General features: G+C 63.9%; 16 protein-coding genes. 11 read left to right on the top strand and 5 right to left on the bottom strand.

The annotated features are described in order from the left end of the window. Positions 1 to 68: 68 nt before the first annotated feature. Positions 69 to 209, top strand: coding sequence for a hypothetical protein (locus X265_RS40860; RefSeq protein ID WP_164938899.1), 141 nt, complete (start codon positions 69 to 71; stop codon positions 207 to 209). Here X265_RS40860 and X265_RS40855 read toward each other — a convergent pair. The 3 genes from X265_RS40855 to hydA all read right to left on the bottom strand — a co-directional run bounded on the left by X265_RS40855 (position 206) and on the right by hydA (position 3,398). Continuing rightward, entirely contained in the window at positions 206 to 463 is a 258-nt protein-coding gene (locus X265_RS40855; protein ID WP_164938898.1) for a hypothetical protein, read from the bottom strand. The two genes, X265_RS40860 and X265_RS40855, sit on opposite strands and share 4 nt — an antisense overlap. Positions 464 to 566: 103 nt before the next feature. After that, entirely contained in the window at positions 567 to 1,838 is a 1,272-nt protein-coding gene (locus tag X265_RS32210; protein ID WP_128968477.1) for a DUF892 family protein, read from the bottom strand. A gap of 105 nt (positions 1,839 to 1,943) precedes the next feature. Beyond that, positions 1,944 to 3,398 carry a dihydropyrimidinase gene (hydA, locus tag X265_RS32205; RefSeq protein WP_128968476.1) on the bottom strand — a complete coding sequence of 485 codons (1,455 nt, stop codon included), beginning with the start codon at positions 3,396 to 3,398 and terminating at the stop codon, positions 1,944 to 1,946. Between the two features lie 313 nt (positions 3,399 to 3,711). Between hydA and X265_RS32200 the strand changes: the two genes are divergently transcribed. From X265_RS32200 to X265_RS32185, 4 genes are all read left to right on the top strand, one after another. Further along, positions 3,712 to 4,776 carry an amidohydrolase family protein gene (locus X265_RS32200; RefSeq protein WP_128968475.1) on the top strand — a complete coding sequence of 355 codons (1,065 nt, stop codon included), beginning with the start codon at positions 3,712 to 3,714 and terminating at the stop codon, positions 4,774 to 4,776. A 14-nt stretch (positions 4,777 to 4,790) separates the two neighbouring features. Further along, positions 4,791 to 5,903: an amidohydrolase family protein gene (locus X265_RS32195; protein WP_164938897.1), complete on the top strand. Its 1,113-nt coding sequence runs from the start codon at positions 4,791 to 4,793 to the stop codon at positions 5,901 to 5,903. Between the two features lie 5 nt (positions 5,904 to 5,908). After that, entirely contained in the window at positions 5,909 to 6,322 is a 414-nt protein-coding gene (locus tag X265_RS32190; protein ID WP_128968473.1) for a Rieske (2Fe-2S) protein, read from the top strand. Between the two features lie 73 nt (positions 6,323 to 6,395). Then, positions 6,396 to 6,602 (top strand): hypothetical protein, encoded by a 207-nt coding sequence (locus tag X265_RS32185; RefSeq protein WP_092288769.1) that lies wholly within the window; start codon positions 6,396 to 6,398, stop codon positions 6,600 to 6,602. Positions 6,603 to 6,610: 8 nt separating this feature from the next. Here the strand turns inward: X265_RS32185 and X265_RS32180 are convergent, their stop codons facing one another. After that, positions 6,611 to 7,456, bottom strand: coding sequence for an SDR family NAD(P)-dependent oxidoreductase (locus X265_RS32180; RefSeq protein WP_128968472.1), 846 nt, complete (start codon positions 7,454 to 7,456; stop codon positions 6,611 to 6,613). 185 nt (positions 7,457 to 7,641) lie between these two features. Here X265_RS32180 and X265_RS32175 point away from each other — a divergent pair, with 185 nt between their 5' ends. The 4 genes from X265_RS32175 (at position 7,642) to X265_RS32160 (ending at position 12,828) form a co-directional block, all read left to right on the top strand. Next, the gene (locus X265_RS32175; protein ID WP_128968471.1) at positions 7,642 to 9,138 is read left to right on the top strand and encodes an aldehyde dehydrogenase family protein; all 1,497 of its coding nucleotides are present in this window, start codon (positions 7,642 to 7,644) and stop codon (positions 9,136 to 9,138) included. A 119-nt stretch (positions 9,139 to 9,257) separates the two neighbouring features. Further along, positions 9,258 to 10,385, top strand: a complete 1,128-nt coding sequence (locus X265_RS32170; RefSeq protein ID WP_128968470.1) for an alkene reductase — start codon at positions 9,258 to 9,260, stop codon at positions 10,383 to 10,385. A gap of 179 nt (positions 10,386 to 10,564) precedes the next feature. After that, positions 10,565 to 11,170, top strand: coding sequence for a GFA family protein (locus X265_RS32165; RefSeq protein WP_128968469.1), 606 nt, complete (start codon positions 10,565 to 10,567; stop codon positions 11,168 to 11,170). Continuing rightward, positions 11,167 to 12,828, top strand: coding sequence for a thiamine pyrophosphate-binding protein (locus X265_RS32160; protein ID WP_128968468.1), 1,662 nt, complete (start codon positions 11,167 to 11,169; stop codon positions 12,826 to 12,828). The genes X265_RS32165 and X265_RS32160 overlap by 4 nt, the downstream gene beginning before the upstream one ends. A 118-nt stretch (positions 12,829 to 12,946) precedes the next feature. On the opposite strand, the gene X265_RS32155 is transcribed toward X265_RS32160, so the two are convergent. After that, positions 12,947 to 14,326, bottom strand: a complete 1,380-nt coding sequence (locus X265_RS32155; protein WP_128968467.1) for an LLM class flavin-dependent oxidoreductase — start codon at positions 14,324 to 14,326, stop codon at positions 12,947 to 12,949. 271 nt (positions 14,327 to 14,597) lie between these two features. Between X265_RS32155 and X265_RS32150 the strand changes: the two genes are divergently transcribed. Together X265_RS32150 and X265_RS32145 are read left to right on the top strand one after the other, a co-directional pair. Further along, positions 14,598 to 15,992 (top strand): M20 family metallopeptidase, encoded by a 1,395-nt coding sequence (locus tag X265_RS32150; RefSeq protein WP_128968466.1) that lies wholly within the window; start codon positions 14,598 to 14,600, stop codon positions 15,990 to 15,992. Positions 15,993 to 16,081: 89 nt separating this feature from the next. After that, the gene (locus tag X265_RS32145) at positions 16,082 to 16,993 is read left to right on the top strand and encodes an amino acid ABC transporter substrate-binding protein (RefSeq protein WP_128968465.1); all 912 of its coding nucleotides are present in this window, start codon (positions 16,082 to 16,084) and stop codon (positions 16,991 to 16,993) included.

The following is a 16,993-nucleotide window of genomic DNA, read 5'->3' as shown; positions in this document are numbered from 1 at the left end:
CCGTGATGGAACCTGATGGCGTCTGGTGCGACTTATCTATGACGCGGAGAGTGATGTGCGAGGCTGTCATGGCAGAGAAGCATTCCGCCGATCCGGTAGAGATCATGCGGGCGACCGGTCATCCTGAACTGGAATATGCCGCCGGCTGGACCATTGCGGGTCTGGTCACCATCGGCACCATCGTTGCCGCCTGGGTGTTCGCGATCTAGGCGACAGGGAATTGGAGCTCGAAGACTACGCCCTCGTCAGAGGGCTTGAGCTGGATCGAGCCGCCATGGCTCGCCATCTCTACGTCACCCGGCACAACATCCGCGGGCGGACGATCGATGCCCTGCGTGCCGAGATCGCGGCCCTCCAGGGCATCTGGCGCCCCCGCTGCCTCCATGCTGCGGGCGAGTGCGGCACGGTTGGCGAGGGGCTTTCCGATCGAGCAGGCGCGAGCGGCCTCGCAGGCTGTCAGCATCGCCGGTCGAAACTAGCGTTTCGCATACCGGCGATCGACGAAGGCCGGCCCGTGCAGTGGCACGAGACGGCCGGGTTGATTGCGTCCGCGTCCGGGGCGCTTCCTATTCGGCCTGCTCCAGTGCGGCGGGCATCTTCGCCACCGACATCAGCGACCGCGCCACCTGATTGAGCAGAAGATCGGCGTTCTCCTCTTCGGCAAGGGATTTGGAGAGCAGCGCGACGACCGCGCTGTGCCGGAGCTGCTGCGCGAGGTTGCGTGCCGTGGTGTAGCCGGCCATCTCGTAATGTTCGACGCGTTGGGCGGCCCCGATCAGCGCAAGGTCGGCGGCGGCGTCCTCCTTCTCTTCGCCTTCGCTCATGACCTCCTGGCCTTCCTCGATCAGGCCCATCATGCCCTTGCAGGGCTTGGCACGTGCATTTTCGCCGAGCAGCTCGAAGCATTCGTTGATGCGTTCGATCTGGTTTTCGGTTTCGGCCAGATGCTGCTCGAACAGTTCCCGCAATTGGTCGAACCGTGCCGATTGCGCCATCTTCGGCAGCGCCTTGGTCAGCTGCTTCTCCGCATGAAGAATGTCACGCAGCTCGTGGAGAAGAAGATCGGTCAGACCGGCCTCGTCGACCGGCGGCGAACTCTCCGCGACGATCGGCGTGGCGGCGCCGGGATCGGAAGACTGAAGTGCAGGCGATTCCGTGAACACCCAGTCTTCTCCCTCGTTCCAGGGACCGCGGGTGTCGATTTCGCCGTGATCGCCGCTGCCGGTGGAATCGTTGAAGTACTGGTTCACGAGGCCGGGCGTCGGCGCGATCCTGCCGATGCTGAAGGCGGGCTTCGACAGGCTTTCCAGCGCGCGCGAGAAAGCCTTCATATGCGTGATTTCCCGCGTCATCAGGAATTGCAATGCATCCTTGCTGCCGGCGTCGTCGCAGAAATTGATCAGCCGTTCGTAGACGATCTTCGCACGCGCCTCGGCGGCGATGTTGCTGCGGAGATCGACATCGAGCTCGCCGGTGATCTTGAGATAGTCGGCGGTCCAGGGGTTCCCTTGCGAGTTGAACAGGTTGACGCCCCCACCGCCGGCAATGGCGATGAGCGGATCGGCTTCGGCCGCCTGACGGTCGTTTCGCGACGGCGCAAGATGCATCCGCGCCAGGCATCCGACGACCTCGAGATGGCTGAGCTCTTCGGTGCCGATATCCATCAAAAGGTCCTTGCGGTCGGGATCTTCGCAATTCAGCCCTTGAATCGAATATTGCATGGCGGCTGCGAGTTCCCCGTTCGCGCCGCCGAACTGCTCGAGCAGCATATTGCCGAAGCGGGGATCGGGTTCGTCGACGCGCACGGTGAACATCAGCTTCTTGACATGGTGATACATGGGGGCGGCTCGCGTTCTGAGGGAAACAATGCGCGACAACCACCGTTGGGAACGATCGTTCCTAAGTCATCTCCAGACATATCGAGGTGCGTAGCGGCCGAACGCTTATGGCGTCACTGCTCCCCGGCTGACGGCGTGTGGCGCAGTCAATTCCTTCCACGTCGAGTTGGCGACGTGCACCGGCGAGAAAGCCGGCCGCTCCACATAATGCCCATCGCCCGCCTCGGCGCGGAGATCGCCATCTTTCCACACGATGCGACCGCGCGAGATTGTCGCAGCAGGCCCGCCGGTGCAGGCGAAGCCTTCGAACACATTGTAGTCGATCCGGCTCATCTGCCGCTTCGCGCTGATGGTCTTCGTCGCCTTCGGATCCCACACCACGAGATCGGCATCCGATCCGACTGCGACCGCACCCTTGCGTGGATAGATGTTGAGGATGCGGGCTATGTTCGCCGAGGTGACCGCAACGAATTCTTCCTTGGTCAGCCGCCCCGTCGCGACGCCGGCGGTCCACAGCAGCGCCAGGCGATCTTCGAGGCCGCCGGTGCCGTTCGGGATTTTCCTGAAGTCGCCGCGACCAAAGCGCTTCTGCTCGGTCGTGAAGGCGCAGTGATCGGTCGCAACCACTTGCAGCGAGCCGGCTTGCAGGCCGGCCCATAGGCTGTCTTGATGCGACTTGTCGCGGAACGGCGGTGACATCACCCGCTGCGCGGAATGATCCCAGTCGTTGTTCTGATATTCGCCGGCATCGAGCAGCAGGTGCTGGATCAGCGGCTCGCCATAGACGCGCTTTCCCGCGGCGCGTGCGCGCGCAATCGCTTCATGTGCCTCGCGGCAGCTGGTGTGCACGATATAAACAGGGGTGCCTGTCATATCCGCGATCATGATGGCGCGGTTGGTGGCTTCGCCTTCAACTTCCGGCGGCCGTGAATAGGCGTGGCCTTCGGGGCCGGTGATGCCGCGCGCGATCAGCGCCTCCTGCATCAGCGCAACGACGTCGCCGTTCTCCGCGTGCACCACCGGCATGGCACCGAGGTGAGCGCAACGCGCGAATGAATTGTAGAGCTCGTCGTCGTTCACCATCAGCGCGCCCTTGTAGGCCATGAAATGCTTGAAGGTGTTGATGCCGTAGGTTTTGACCACCGTCTCCATCTCGTCATAAATCTGCTTCGACCACGACGTCACCGCCATATGGAACCCGTAGTCGGCGGCAGCCTTCTCGGACTTGTGGCGCCACTCCTGATAAGCCGCGAGCATCGACTGGCCGGGATCGGGCAGGCAGAAATCCACCACCATAGTAGTGCCGCCGGTCAGGGCCGCCTTGGTGCCCGATTCGAAGTCGTCGGCAGTGACGGTGCCCATGAACGGCATTTCGAGATGCGTGTGCGGATCGATGCCGCCCGGAATGACATAGGCGCCGCCGGCGTCGATGATCTCCGCGCCTGTGGGCGCTGCGATCGATGCGCCGATCGCGACGATGCTGCCGCCCTCGATCAGCACGTCCGCACGGCGCGAATGATCATGATTGACGACAGTGCCGCCGCGGATGAGGAGGGACATGGGAACTCCGGGGAAAGGGAGAGAGCAGAACGCGGCGAGGCTATGCGGGCCGATCGCGATGCGACAGGCGAAATTTTAGTCAACCCCCGCTCGGCTGCTGCGCCGCCCGCCGCATCTCATCATGACGGACGATGCCGCGCCTCGCGCGATGTCGGCCTCACCTCATATCGCGCCTGCGAAATGCAACCGAGCCATGACGGATCACACATGTCCGCGCCCTTGCGCGTCGGCACGGGCCGGCGCAGTCTGAGTTCGCGGCGCAAGGAACGTCGCCAACAAAGACGTGCTACAAAGACTTGGCGAGGAAGCATCCATGGCGGTGACGCGGATCGACTGCGACATCCACCCGGCCGTTGGCGGCGCGCGCACGACGCTGCTGCCCTATCTCAGTGATCACTGGAAAGAGCAGGTGGTGAGCCGCGCCATCGACGGTCTCGATCTCACCTCCTATCCGCCAAGCATGCCGCTCACCGGCCGCGCCGACTGGCGGCCAGCCAGTGGCGCCAGGCCGGGCTCGGACCTTGCCATGGTGCAGAAGGGGGCGTTCGACCAACTCGGTGCCAGCCACGCCATCCTCAACGTGCTCTACGGCGCGCAGGCCGTGTTCGATCCGTACATGGCGGCCGACTTCTGCAAGGCCATCAACGACTGGATCGCCGCCGAATGGCTGTCGCGTGATCCGCGTCTGCGCGCGTCGATCGTCGTGCCGATGCAGGCGCCGGATCTGGCGATCGAGGAGATCGAGCGTCGTGCCGGCGACAGCAGGTTCGTCTCCATTCTGGTGCTGGCACAAGGCGAGACGCTGCTCGGCCGCCGGCATTTCTGGCCGGTCTATCAGGTCGCGGAGAAGTACAAGCTGCCGCTGGCGATCCATGCCGGCTCGCAATATCGCCAGGCGCCGAGCTCGGCCGGCTGGCCGTCGCATCGCTACGAATACTATTTCGTCGAAGCGCAGGCGTTTCAGGCGCAGATCCTGAGCCTGATCTACGAAGGCGTGTTCGGCAAATTTCCGGACCTCAAGGTCGTGCTGATGGAGTCGGGCGTGAGCTGGCTGCCAGCCTTCATGTGGCGCGCCAACAAGACCTGGCGCGGCGTCCGCGTCGAGGTGCCCTGGGTCGAGCGTGAGCCGGCATCGATCATCCGTGACAATTTCCGCGTGACCATGCAGCCGTTCGATGCACCTGCGGACGCGACAAGCGTCGCGGAGGTCATCGACCAGATCGGCTCGGACAAGATGTTCCTGTTCGCATCCGACTATCCGCACTGGCAGTTCGACGGCGATGATCCCATCCCGCCGCATCTGCCGAAGAGCATCATCGAAAAAATGTGCGTCGACAATCCGCTGGAGACGTTTCCGCGATTGTCGCTGGTCAACTAATTCAGGAGGTTCGCATGAGTGAAGTCATCGACCGTCCGCTGCGCGACGACGAGAAGCCCGCCGCATCACGGCTGCGTATCGTCGATTGCGACGTGCATCCGAGCCTGAGATCGACGGACGATCTCAACGAGTTCCTGCCGAAACGCTGGCAACAGCACCTGAAGGAATATGGCAGCCATCTGCGCACGCCCTATCTGTTCACGACGCCTTATCCGCGCTCTTCGCCGCTGATCGCGCGGCGCGATGCCTGGCCGCCGACGGGCGGGCCGCCGGGCTCGGATCTCACCTTCATGCAGAAGCAGCATCTCGATCCGCTCGACGTCGAGTTCGGAATCCTGCAGGTGCTCGATTTGTTCATCTTCTCGCAGCAGAACCTCGAATTCGGCGCCGCGATCCAGCGCGCCATCAACGACTGGCAGCTGGCGTTCTGGTCGCACCGGGATCCGCGCCTGAAGGCCTCGATCCTGGTCGGGCAGGACGGCACGGATCTGGCCATCGCCGAGATCGAGCGCTGCGCAAAGATCGGCGAATACATCCAGATCAACGTCTCGCCGCGCGCCAACGAGCCGCTCGGCCGCCGCCGCTACTGGCCGATCTACGAGCGCGCGCAGGCGCTGGATCTGCCGCTCGGCATTCATGTCGGCGGCTATGGCGGGCATCCGCCGACCGGCGGCGGCTGGCCGTCTTATTATGTCGAGGAGCACCAGTCGAATGCCCACACCATCGCGGCACAGCTTGCCAGCCTCGTCATCGAGGGCGTGCCCGAACGGTTTCCGAAGCTGAAGATCGTCTTCATCGAGGGCGGCTTCGGCTGGATCCCGTCGGCGGTGTGGCGGATGGATCAGCATTTCGAGCGCTTCCGCAGCGAGGTGCCGCACCTCAAGCGCAAGCCGTCGGAATATGTCCGTGAGAATTTCTGGTTCACGACCCAGCCGATCGACGAGCCGGACGAGGCGCGGCATCTGCGTGCGCTGATCGAATGGGTCGGCATCGACCGTCTGCTGTTCTCGTCGGACTATCCGCACTGGGACTTTGACGATCCGCGCTTCGCCTTCAAGACGCCGCTGACGGAAGTCGAGCGGAAGAAGATCTTCAGCACCAATGCCCGCGCGGTCTACAAGTTCTAAGTGCCATGGCCCGTCATATCGTCGCGTCCACGTCAGAGATCCCGCCCGGTAGCAACAAGGTCGTCGATATCGCCGGCCGCGACATCGTCGTGTTCCACGTCAATGGCGAGTTCTTTGCGCTGCTGAACCGCTGCCCGCATGAGGGCGCGCCGCTGGAGAAGGCAGCCTGCGTGGCGCGGCTGACCTCGCCGGAGCCGGGTGTCTATGAGCGTTCGCGCGTCGGCGAGATGCTGCGCTGTCCCTGGCACGGCTGGGAGTTCGACATGCGCAACGGCCAGTCCTGGTTCGATCCGAAACGCGTCAAGGTCAGGTCATATCCGGTGGCGGTCGAACGCGGCGACGAGCTCCAGAAGGGCCCGTATGTTGCCGAGACGTTTCCGGTGCATGTCGAAGACTCTTATGTGATTGTCGAAGTCTAAGCCGGCATTGCCGATTGAGATTCCAACGCAAGTGAGATATGGCTCTCGCGCTTTCCAGAGGCGGAGACGAGCTTTGTCGAAACAATCCCTGCGCGAAGAGGCCGAGCGCCTGATCCGCGAATCCTTGGAAAAGAAGACCATCGTCGTCAAGCAGGGCACTACCCGCATCGAAGCGGTGTGCGGCAAGTGCGGCGCGCCAAACCGGGTTCAGGCGGAAAAAGGCCAGAGCCGCGTCAAGTTCGCCTGCAAGAATTGTGGGCACAAGCAAGAGACGCTGTAGGCGTTCGCTTAACTCCCCTCCACAAACTTCTTGAACGCATCCGCGTAGTCCGGATGCCAGCGCGACAGCGGCGGGCGGTTCTCGACGATATCGCCGGCGGCCCAGAGCATGCGCTTCTCGTCGAGCGCGCGCGGCACGTCGTTGTCAGGGCAGAGGATGTAGAAATCGCCGGCCTCGAGCCGCGCCAGCATGAAGTCCACGGTCTGCTCCGGCGTCCAGGCGCCATCAGGCTTTTCGGTGCGGCCCTTGGCGGTGAGGCCCGTGAACACGAAGCCCGGGATCAGCAGATGCGCGGTGATATGGCAGTCTTTGGTGTTGCGCAACTCGTGCTGCAGCGCTTCCGTAAACGCCTTCACGCCGGCCTTGGAGACGTTGTAGGCGGGATCGCCGGGCGGGGTGGTAATGCCCTGCTTCGAGCCGGTGTTGATGATCAGGCCGCGCGTGCCGCGTGCGATCATGTTGGGCGCGAAGATGCGCGCGCCATTGATGATGCCCCACATATTGACGTCGATGATGCGCTGCCAGTTGTCCGGCTCGCCGAACAACGAGCTGCCCGGCTGGATGCCCGCATTGTTCATCAGCAGGTCGGTACCGCCGAACCGCGCTCCAACGGCGCGTTCCAGTTCCATCACGCCATCGATCCGGCTGACATCGGCTGCGGATATCATCACATTCGCCGAGCCCGCGATCGATGACAGTTTTGTTGCAGCTTCCGCCAGCCTGTTCTCGTCGACATCGACGATACACACCTTCATTCCGGAGCGCGCGAACGCCGTGGCCGCGGCGAGACCGATGCCGGATGCGCCGCCGGTGATCACGGCGACATTGCCTTTGGCGATGACAGGATGCGGCATGGCTGTTCTCCGGAACTTGCTCTTGCTCGAGCTATCACATGGCGCTCGCACGACCCCGCACAAGTCGGCATGGCAGGGCTTCGTTCCACGCCGACTTTACGCCTTTTCGGCCCCGCTGTATCCTGCTCGACCTAACGATCCCGCCGAGGTCGAGCCCAATCAATGAATTGACAGGGAGTGCAGCCATGGCTGTGTCGCAGGCTATTCCGATCACGCGCCATCCGTTCGCCAACGGGTCCTACAAGCAGATGCTGATCGACGGCAAGTGGGTGGATGCCGCTTCCGGCAAGCGCTTCGAGACTCATAACCCCGCCACCGGCGAGCTGCTTGCAACCGTCGCCGAAGGAGACAAGGAAGACATCGACCGTGCGGTCGCCGCTGCCCGCCGTGCCTTCGAAGGACCCTGGAGCACGGTCAAGCCGTTCGAGCGGCAGAACCTGCTCCTGAAGCTCGCCGATCTCGTCGAAAAGAATTTCGACGAATTGTCCCAGCTCGACACACTCGACATGGGCGCGCCGCTCAGCCGCACCCGGGCCTATCGCCTGCGCGCCGTCGGCATGCTGCGCTATTACGCCGGCCAGGCCACCGCGATCCACGGCGAGACCATCGAGAACTCGCTGCCCGGCGAGATCTTCTCCTATACTCTGAAAGAGCCGATCGGCGTGGTCGGCGCCATCATCCCCTGGAACGGTCCACTGACTGCGACGATTTGGAAGATCGGCCCCGCCATCGCGACCGGTTGCACCGTGGTGCTCAAGCCCGCCGAAGAGGCGCCGCTGACTTCGCTGCGCATCGCCGAGCTTGCGCTGGAAGCCGGCATTCCGCCGGGCGTCGTCAATGTCGTGCCCGGCTATGGCGAAACCGCCGGCGCCGCGCTGGCGTCGCATCATGACGTCGACAAGGTCGCCTTCACCGGCTCACATGTCACGGGCCAGTCGATCATCCGCGCTTCCGCCGGCAACCTCAAGCGTGTCTCGCTCGAGCTCGGCGGCAAGTCGCCGGACATCGTGTTCGCGGACGCCGATCTCGATGCGGCCGTGCCGGGCGCGGCGATGGCGGTGTTCGCCAATTCGGGTCAGATCTGCAGCGCGGGCACCCGGCTGTTCGTCGAGCAGGCGATCTATGAGGAGTTCGTCGGCCGCGTCGCCGAGTTCGGCAAGAAGCTGCAGGTCGGCAACGGCCTCGATCCCAACGTGCAGATCGGCCCTCTGGTGTCCGAGCAGCAGCTCGAGCGCGTCACCGGCTATCTCGACATCGGCCAGAAGGAGGGGGCGCGTGCGCTGGCCGGCGGCGGCCGCGTCACCGAAGGCCCGCTTTCGAAGGGCTTCTTCGTCTCGCCGACAGTGTTCGCGGGCGTGCAGGACAACATGCGCATCGCGCAGGAGGAGATTTTCGGCCCGGTCATCTCCGCCATTGCGTTCAAGGACATGGACGAACTCGTCAAGCGTGCCAACAACACCACCTTCGGCCTCGGCTCGGGCCTGTGGACGCGTGACGTTACCAAGGCCCATGCGGTTGCAAAGCGCCTGCGTGCCGGTTCGGTGTGGGTCAATTGCTACCAGGCCATGGACCCGGCCGTGCCGTTCGGCGGCTACAAGATGAGCGGCTATGGCCGCGAGTCCGGCAAGCAGCACGTCGAGGAATATCTCAACGTGAAGGCCGTCTGGATCAAGACGGCGTAAGGCCTGTTCTCCCGCTACATTCCACGGCGAAGAATATCCACTTTTGCAGGGCGGCACCTTTGCCGGGTGCCGCCCCTCGCTATATGCTTCCCATCCTTCCATCGTCATTCGGGGCCCACATGAAATTTCCGGCGTTGTTTAGACCGTTGCAACTCGGTCCGTACAAGCTCGCGCACCGCGTTGCGATGGCGCCGCTGACGCGCATGCGCGCCGAGCGCGACAGTTTTGCTCCGCGCCCGCTCAACGCCGAATATTACGGCCAGCGCGCGACCAAAGGCGGCCTGATCATCGCGGAGGCTTCGCCGGTGCTTGCGCAAGGCCGTGGCAACCCGGCAACGCCCGGCATCTATTCGGAGGCGCAGATTTCCGGCTGGCGCAAGGTGGTCGATGCCGTGCACGCCAAGGGCGGCATCATCTTCCTCCAGCTGTGGCATGTCGGTCGTGTCTCGCATTCCTCCTTCCACGGCGGGGCGCTGCCGGTCTCGGCGTCGGCGATCCCGATCAGGGCCGACGGCATGAAGGCGATGACCGCGGACGGCAAGCTCGCCGATTACGAGACGCCGCGCGCGCTGGAGACCGAGGAGGTCAAGGGCATCGTCGAGGCCTTCAGGCAGGCCGCGAAGAACGCGCTCGCCGCAGGTTTCGACGGTGTCGAGATCCACGGCGCCAATGGCTATCTGCTCGAACAGTTCCTGCAGTCGCGCAGCAACCAGCGCACCGATCAATATGGCGGCTCGATCGAGAACCGGGCGCGCCTGCTGCTCGAAGTGACGCAGGCCGCGATCGACGTCTGGGGCGCGAACCGCGTCGGCGTGCGGCTGTCGCCGCACGGCATCGCCAATGATTCGGTCGAGCCCGATCCGATGCCGCTCTACACTCACGTGGTGAAGGCGCTCGACAAGCTTGGTCTGGCCTATCTGCACTTGATCGAGCCGCGCTCCAGCGGCGCCGGCCGGGCCGATGTCCACTGGGAGAACGTGCCCTCGGCCATGGTGCTGTTCCGCCCGCACTACAGCGGTGTGCTGATGACCGCGGGCGGCTTCACCGGCGAGACCGCGAATGCGGCGATCGCCGATAGACACGCCGACATCGTCGCCTTCGGCCGCATCTTCATCTCCAATCCCGATCTGCCGCGGCGCCTCGAGCACGGCTATCCGATCACGCCGTACAACCGCGCGACCTTCTACGGCGGCGAGGAGAAGGGGTATACGGATTACCCTGTCTATGACGAGCTGGCGCCGGCGTAAGTCTCTCCCGTCATTCGGGGTTCGCGACCACGTCGCGCCCCGGAATGACGAGCTTGCTTTGTGGCGCGATCGTCACCACAATTTCCGTCATTGCGAGCGCAGCGAGGCAATCCAGGATATTTCCGCGGAGGCAGTCTGGATTGCTTCGCTGCGCTCGCAATGACGACGGAGAGAACTTCATGGCCAAAGCCGCAGCCGCCGCAGGGATCGCCACCGGTCAATGCCTCTGCGGCAAGGTCAGCTTCGAGATCGACGTCCCCGCGCGCTGGGCCTGGCACGATCACTCGGCGTCGAGCCGCCGCGCCCACGGCGCGGCTTACGCGACCTATGTCGGCAGCTGGAAGAAGCGCTTCCGCATCACATCGGGCAAGACCGCGCTGATACGCTACGAGGACAAGGGGACCAAGACCGCGCGCAGCTTCTGCTCGCATTGCGGCACGCCGATCACTTATGAGCGTCCGGGCGGCCCGCACATGGTCAACATCCCGCGTGCGTTGTTCAAGGAACGCACCGGCCGCCAGCCGCTCTATCACATCGCGATCGAGGAGCTGCAGGAATGGACCTATACCGGCGAGCCGCTGGTGCCGCTAAAAGGCTTTCCCGGTGTGGTCTGGCAGCGCTGGAAAGAGCGGGTGGCGAAGATCCGTTCGAACTGGGGCGGGAGGAGATGTAGCGCGGCTCGCCCACGCAACGCAGCCATGACCGCGCTTCCTTGCGCGCCTCCCAGGACTTCGGCCATCATGCCTCCGTGCTTGCGGCAACGTCCGCTTCCGGAGGAAACATGAAGAACAAGATCACCGGCCGCTCCGCCTTTCTCGCCCTGCTCAAGGACGAGGGCATCACGCATCTGTTCGGCAACCCCGGCACCACCGAGCTGCCGATCATGCATGCGCTGAAGGATCACCCTGATCTGACCTACGTGATGGCGATGCAGGAGAGCCTGGTGGTGGCGATCGCCGACGGCTACAGCCGCGCCTCGGGAAAGCTCGTCGCCTGCAACGTCCATGTCGCGCCCGGCCTCGGCAATGCGATGGGCTCGCTCTACAATGCCCAGTTCACGGGCACGCCGATGATATTGACCGCCGGCCAGCAGGAGCAGGGCCACGGGTTGATGGAGCCGGTGCTCTATGGCCCGTTGGTGCGGATGGCCGAGCCGTTGGTGAAATGGGCGGTCGAGGTGACGCGGCTGGAGGATTTGCCGCGCATCGTTCGCCGTGCCGCCAAGGTCGCGACCACGCCGCCGACCGGGCCCGTGTTCATCTCGTTGCCGGGCGATATCCTCAACAGCGAAGCCGGCATTGATCTCGGCCGCTCCACCCGCATCGACGCGCGCGCAAGGCCATCGGATGGTGCGCTCAGGGCGTTCTCCGCGCGCCTGCTCAAGGCCGAACGCCCCGTGATCGTCACCATGGACGAGGTGGTGAAGAGCGATGCGCTGAAGGAGGCGGCCGAACTCGCCGAGCTGCTTGGCGCTGCCGCATATCAGTCCTCGACGCCCTATGGCGCGCACTTCCTCTCGCAGAGCCAGAGCTTCGTCGGCACGCTCGCGCGCGTGCAGAAGGTCGCGCGCGATACGCTCGCGCCCTATGATCTCCTGGTCGCGCTCGGTGGCGATCCCCTGCGGATGTCGGTCCATAGCGAGGTCGACGCGCTGCCGGACGGACTCGGCATTCTGCAGATCGGCCTCGTCGACTGGGAGATAGCCAAGAATTATGGCGCCGAGATCGCCCTGAAAGCAGATGTGAAGGAAACGCTGCGCGCGCTGATTCCGATCGTGAAGGAGATGGGCGGCGCAGCCCTCGCGGAGCGCGCGAGGCAGCGTCTTGCCGATCTGGCGCCGAGGAACTGGACCGCCCGGCGCGCCGCTTTGGTCGAGCAGATCGGCAAGAGTGCGGACTGCACGCCGATCGATCCGGATTATCTCGTTCTGCAAATGGTCGAGGCCATGCCCGACAACGCCATCCTGGTCGACGAGGGTCTCACCTCGAGCCGCCAGATCACCGCGCTGCGTCCGCATCGCGACCGCTACGGCTATCACGGCCTTGCTTCCGGCGGCATCGGCTGGGGCCTGCCCGCCTCGGTCGGCGCCAGCATCGCCAATCCGGATCGACCCGTCGTGTGCTTCTCGGGCGATGGCAGCGCGATGTATTCGATCCAGTCGCTGTGGACCGCCGCGCATCACAAGCTGCCGCTCAACGTCGTCATCGCCAACAACGGCGGCTACCGCATCATCAAGCAGCGCCTGCTCGCATTCCATGGCGACGACAATTACGTCGGCATGGATTTCGTCGATCCGCCCGTGGATTTTGCCGGCGTTGCTAAGGCGCTGGGCTGCGAGGCGATCAAGCTGAGCGATCTGCGCGAGCTGAAGGCGACGCTGACGTCGGCGTTCAATCGGCCGGGGACGAAACTGATCGAGGTGATGGTGGACGGGAAGGTGTAGGGGGCGGCCGCTCTCTCACCACCGTCATTGCGAGGAGCGTAGCGACGAAGCAATCCAGACTGCTTCCACCGAGGGATTCTGGATTGCTTCGCGCGCTCGCAATGACGAAGAGGCCGGGTTACCCCTTCTTCCCCACCCGATACCCCGCCGCCGGATGCGGCGCATCCAGCCGCGCACGCCCTTCGCCGAACAGTTTCTCCCGCAGCGTGCCTTTCGCATATTCGCTCTTGTACCGTCCGCGCTTGGTCAGCTCCGGCACCAGCATGTCCGCAATATCCTCGAAATCCCCGGGCGAGATCGCAAACGCCACGTTGAGGCCGTCAACGTCGGTCTTCTCGAACCAATCCTCGATCTTGTCCGCGACGCTTTCGGGCGTGCCGACCACCACCGGGCCGGCGCCGCCGATGCCGACATGTTCGATGACGTCGCGCACGGTCCAGATGCGGTCGGGGTCGCCGCGGGTGACGTTGTCGAGCGCGCTGCGGCCGGCATCGTTCTGGACATGGCGGACCTGCTGGTCGAGCTCGTAGCCGGAGAAATCGATACCGGTCCATCCCGACATCAGCGCCAGCGCGCCTTCCGGATTGATGTGCGAGCGGTAGTCGGCATATTTCGCCGCCGCTTCCGCCTCGGTATTGCCGAGGATGATCGTCATCATGTTGAACATCAGGATCTCGGCCGGGTCGCGGCCGAGCGCTGCGGCTTCCTGGCGGATCGCGGCGACGCGCGGCGCGATGATCTTGGCCGAGGGGCCAGACATGAACACGCATTCGGCGTGCTTTGCCGCGAACTGCCGGCCGCGCGGCGAGGTGCCGGCCTGATACAGCACGGGCGTCCGTTGCGGCGACGGCTCGCTGAGATGAATGGTGTTGTTGATGCGGTAATTCGCGCTCTCATGATTGATGCGATGGACCTTGCTCGGATCGGTGAAGATGCCGCGTTTGCGATCCCGCAGCACGGCGTCGTCCTCCCAGCTGCCTTCCCAGAGCTTGTAGACCACCTCCATATATTCGTCGGCGATGTCGTAGCGGTCGTCGTGTCCGGTCTGCTTGTCCTTGCCGGCGCCGCGCGCGGCGCTGTCGAGATAACCGGTGACGACGTTCCAGCCGATCCGCCCCTCGGTGAGATGGTCCAGCGTCGACATCCGCCGTGCGAACGGGTAGGGCGGCTCGAAGGAGAGATTGCTGGTGACGCCGAATCCGAGATTTTTCGTCACGGCGGCCATCGCCGAGAGCAGCAGCAGCGGCTCGTTGGACGGCGTCTGTGCTGCATTGCGCAAGGCTGCGTCAGGGCTGTTGCCATAGACGTCGTAAACGCCGAGCACGTCGGCCAGGAACAGCCCGTCGAAACGGCCGCGCTCGAGCGTCTTGGCGAGATCGATCCAGTATGGCAGGCGGTTATATTCGGCGGTGCGGTCGCGCGGATGGGTCCACAAGCCCGGTGACTGGTGTGCGACGCAATTCATCGCAAAGGCGTTGAGCCTGATCTGTTTGGCCATGCTGGTCCCCTGGCGCCCTGTACTGAGCGCTCTTCGAATGATAGACGTGCGCCCCAACTTGGCGACGTTCTTGCATATAACTGGCCCTTAGCAAGGGCCAAAGGAGAAAGGCTGGCGCTTGGCAAGGTCAAAATCGGCGATCTCCGGCCCTTGGCAAGCCAATCTCAAGAGAGCAATTACGAAATTCCAAGAACGATCCAAGCCCAGCCACTTTCGAGGACCGGCGTAGCCAGCTACGCTCCGCGGCCTTGAAACCTTGAAAACGAAAGCAATGACCAGAGCCGACGCCATCGCCCGCGCCCGTGACGATTTCAAATCCGGCGCCTTCCTTGCCGAGCTCGACCGCCGCGTCGCCTACAAGACCGAGAGCCAGAATCCGTCGCGCGGCCACGAGCTGCGGGCCTATCTGGAACAGGAGATGATCCCCTCCTTTGCTGCGCTCGACTTCACGAGCCGGCTGGTCGAATCCCCCAGCGGCAAGGCGCCGTTCCTGTTCGCCGAACATCACGAGAGCCATTCCGCTCCGACCGTCTTGATCTACGGCCATGGCGACGTCGTCGACGGCATGGAGGGAGAGTGGCGCGATGGCCGCGATCCCTGGCGCACCACGACGGCGGGTATTCGCCTCTACGGTCGCGGCACTGCCGACAACAAGGGCCAGCACAGCATCAACATGGCCGCGCTTCGGGCCGTGCGCGAAGCCCGCGGCGGCAAGCTCGGCTTCAATGCAAAATTCATCGTCGAGATGGGCGAGGAGATCGGCTCGCCCGATCTCGGCAAGGTCTGCGACCTCAACCGTGACGCGCTCAAGGCCGATCTGTTCATGGCCTCCGACGGGCCGCGGCTGTCGGCGGATCGGCCGACCCTGTTCCTGGGCTGCCGCGGCGGCATCCGCATTCATCTCGATGTGAACTTGCGCGACGGAGGCCATCATTCCGGCAATTGGGGCGGCGTGCTCGCCAACCCCGCGACCATCCTGGTCAACGCAATCTCGACGCTGGTCGATGGACGCGGCCGGCTTCAGCTCGAGGCGCTGAAGCCGCCGCGGCTCACCAACCAGATCCGCAGCTATCTCGCCGACGTGGAGGTGGTCCCGACCGCGGACGAGCCCGCGCTCGCGGAGAACTGGGGCGAGGACGGGCTGTCGCCGGCCGAGCGGCTCTATGCCTGGAATACGCTGGAAGTCCTGGCGATCTCGTCGGGCAATATCGAAAAGCCCGCCAATGCCATTCCCGGCCACGCCAGCGCCGTGCTGCAACTGCGCTTCGTGGTTGGCACCAAGGTGGATGGCCTGATCGATGCTGTCAGGGCCCATCTGGTTGCGAAGGGCTTTCCGATGGTCGAGGTGCGGGCAGCCCAGAGCTTTGCCGCCTCGCGTACCGATTTCGACAGCCCCTGGATCAGATGGGCGGCCGATTCAGTGCGGGCGACCACCGGCAAGGCGCCGGCCGTGCTGCCGAATTTCGGCGGCTCGCTGCCGAATGACGTGTTTTCCGAGATTCTCGGCCTGCCGACGATCTGGGTCCCGCACTCCTATCCCGGCTGCTCCCAGCATGCGCCCAATGAGCACATTCTGCTGCCCTTGACCGAAGAGGCCTTGACGGTCATGGCGGGGCTGTTCTGGGATCTCGGGGAATTGCCGAAGTCACTGACCTCGGCGCGTTAACCTGAGCTGCGATCCCGCCGAAAGTCACATTCTAATCCGGGCCGATTTGTGCTTGCATCCGGCCGCATCATCCTGAAAGGGGAGAAAAAGTGAAACATTTCCGTAGCATCGGGCTCGCGCTCGCCGCGACCTTCGCTGTCAGTCAGGCTGGGGCCGAGGAGCTGACCGGCACGCTGAAGAACATCAAGGACACCGGCGCCATCACCTTGGGCTTCCGCGACTCCTCGATCCCGTTCTCCTATCTCGACGACAACCAGAAGCCCGTCGGGTTCGCGATGGACATCTGCTACAAGATCGTCGACGCCGTGAAGAAGGAGCTCAAGCTCGACAAGCTCGAAGTGAAGCTCAATCCCGTCACCTCGGCGACGCGTATCCCGCTGATGGCGAACGGCACCATCGACCTCGAATGCGGATCGACCACCAACAATGCCGAGCGCCAGAAGCAGGTGTGGTTCACCAACACCCACTTCCTGACCGCCAGCCGCTACGTCTTCAAGAAGTCGAGCGGGCTGAAGTCGATCGATGATCTCAAGGGCAAGACGGTGGTCTCCACCGCCGGCACCACCAACATCAAGCAGCTGACCGAAGCCAACGTCGAGAAGAAGCTCGGCGCCAACATCATCCCGGCCAAGGACCACGCCGAAGCCTTCCTGATGGTCGAGACCGATCGCGCCGTCGCCTTCGTGATGGACGACATCCTGCTCGCCAGCCTCGTCGCCGGCTCAAAGAATCCGTCCGATTACGTGATCTCCAAGGACGCGTTCTCCAAGCCGGAGCCCTACGGCATCATGCTGCGTAAGGACGACGCCGCCTTCAAGAAGGTGGTCGACGCCGCAACCGCCGCGCTCTACACCTCCGGTGAAGGCCAGAAGATCTACGACAAGTGGTTCATGCAGAAGATCCCGCCGAAGGGCCTGAACCTCAATACGCCGATCTCGGAAGAGCTGAAGCATGAGTTCGCCAAGCCTTCGGACTCGCCGAACCCGGACGACTACAAGTAA

The organism is Bradyrhizobium guangdongense, assembly GCF_004114975.1.
In the GTDB taxonomy this organism is placed as follows: domain Bacteria; phylum Pseudomonadota; class Alphaproteobacteria; order Rhizobiales; family Xanthobacteraceae; genus Bradyrhizobium; species Bradyrhizobium guangdongense.
The sequence above is the reverse complement of the archived record's forward strand: the minus strand, read 5'-3'. Positions and strand labels throughout refer to the sequence as shown.